The sequence below is a fragment of the Allgaiera indica genome (assembly GCF_900106675.1).
Taxonomy (GTDB): domain Bacteria; phylum Pseudomonadota; class Alphaproteobacteria; order Rhodobacterales; family Rhodobacteraceae; genus Acidimangrovimonas; species Acidimangrovimonas indica.
The window spans coordinates 1-1741 of the sequence record NZ_FNOB01000067.1 but is presented as its reverse complement, the minus strand read 5'-3'; the positions used below and the strand labels follow the sequence as shown (position 1 = coordinate 1741).

The 1741-nt window shown below is 63.8% G+C and carries 1 protein-coding gene; it reads right to left on the bottom strand.

Features of this window, described 5'->3' with window-relative positions:
* Positions 1 to 38: 38 nt before the first annotated feature.
* Positions 39 to 1621 (bottom strand): IS3 family transposase gene (locus tag BLV97_RS20585; protein WP_425285093.1). Its coding sequence is split into 2 segments (ribosomal slippage): positions 39 to 1178 and positions 1181 to 1621, totalling 1581 coding nucleotides; the frame shifts between segments, so codons are not numbered across the junction.
* Positions 1622 to 1741: the final 120 nt, after the last annotated feature.

Sequence of the window (1741 nt, the reverse complement as noted above, 5' to 3'; positions counted from 1 at the left end):
CCGGTATTTGTCAAAGTAGTTGTCGCGTGCTCGTAGTTTTAAGCTGCGTTTTCGACGGGCTTTGCCATGGGGCCTCCTTCGCCAGCTTTGTTGATAAGCGCTTCGTCGGCCCCATGGCGGTCGCGCGCGGATTTCGGCTTGTCCGGGTTCAGCCAGACGGAACCGACTGGCTTCCAGTTCCGGGTGCCGCCTGACCACCGTTTCGGGTACGCGGCGCGGGACGCTTCATAGATCGTGCTGCGCTGTGCGAGAAGCTGGTGGTCTTCCCCGCGGTGGCGCTGGTCAGGCGTGACAAAACGCAGGGCGCTGTGCCGATGCTCGGTGTTGTACCAGCGCACGAAGCCCTGCACCCAGCTCCGGGCGGCATCGATGTCTGCAAAGCCCTTTCGCGGCCAGGTGGGCACATATTTGCAGGTCCGGAACAGGGCCTCCGAGAAGGGATTGTCGTTCGACACCCGCGGGCGGCTGTAGGACGCGGTTACACCAAGCCGGTCCATCGTGGCTCTCATCGTTGCACCCTTCATCGGGCTGCCGTTGTCGGCATGCAGGACCAATGGTTTGGTGAGGCACTTTTCCGACCAGACCGCCCGTTCGAGCAGGCGAGCCGCGAAGTCGGCGGTCTCGCGTTCATGCACCTCCCAGCCGACGATCTTCCGGCTGAAGATGTCGACGATCAGGTAGAGGTAGAAGAAGCTGCCTGTAATTGGCCCGGGCAGCCACGTGATATCCCAACTCCAGACCTGACACGGGCCCTTTGCCTCAAAGCTGGTGGGAGGCTTGGGGCGCATCGCTGGTCGGGCACGACCACGCCGATTGTTCTGGCCGCGCTCGCGCAAGACCCTGTAGAAGCTGGACTCCGACGCAATCCAGATCCCACGATCAGCCAAGCGCGGCACGATCTGGCTCGGCGGCAGGCTGGCAAATTCCGGGCTCGCGCAGGTCGTGATGATCCGATCCCGCTCTTCGTCACTGAGCTTGTTCGCCGGGGTAGGACGGTTGGCGGTAGGCCGAAGATCTAAACCGATTTCCGCTTCCTCGCTCGTCCAGCGTTGCAAGGTGCGGACACTCAGGCCGAGCTCGGCGCAAGCGGCTGCCCGGCGGGCCCCTCCTGCCGTGGCCGCGTCAAGCAGGGCGACGATTTCTTGGCGATCTGAGGCAGAGGTCATGCGTCCTCGCCCCCCTTGGGGCCCCAGATCGCGTCGGCCTTTTTTCGCAGGATCATCAGCGCCGCGGCTTCCGCCAACGCCTTCTCCTTGCGCGCCAGTTCACGCTCCAACTGCTGGATCCGCTTCTTGTCGTCCTTCGTCTCACGCGCAATCCGGCTCGTGGCCGCGCGCTCCCAGTCGTTCGCCCGAGCGCAGGCTTCGCGCCACACCCGCAGGCTTTCCGGGTAGATCCCCCGACGACGGCAGTATTCGCCGAGATCTGCCTCGTTCATCGCCGCCGTCTCGATGACGGCTGCCAGCTTGTCTGCCGAGGTCCAGCCTTCGGGGCCGGCATTGGCATCGGGCAGGAACCGCCCCTTCGCGCGCGCTTCGGCCCGCCATTTGGCAAGCGTCGCCTGCGATATGCCTTCTTCCTCCGACAGCTGCCGCAGTGGCATGTTGTTTGGTGGCAGCATCTTCGTCAGAACCGCTGCCTTCCGCTCCGGTGAGTACGCCAAGTCGTCATCCTATCCCGCCACCCTCACACTATACTTTCAGAATGAGAGCCCGCGACAACATCTCTGACACAGGGGGCC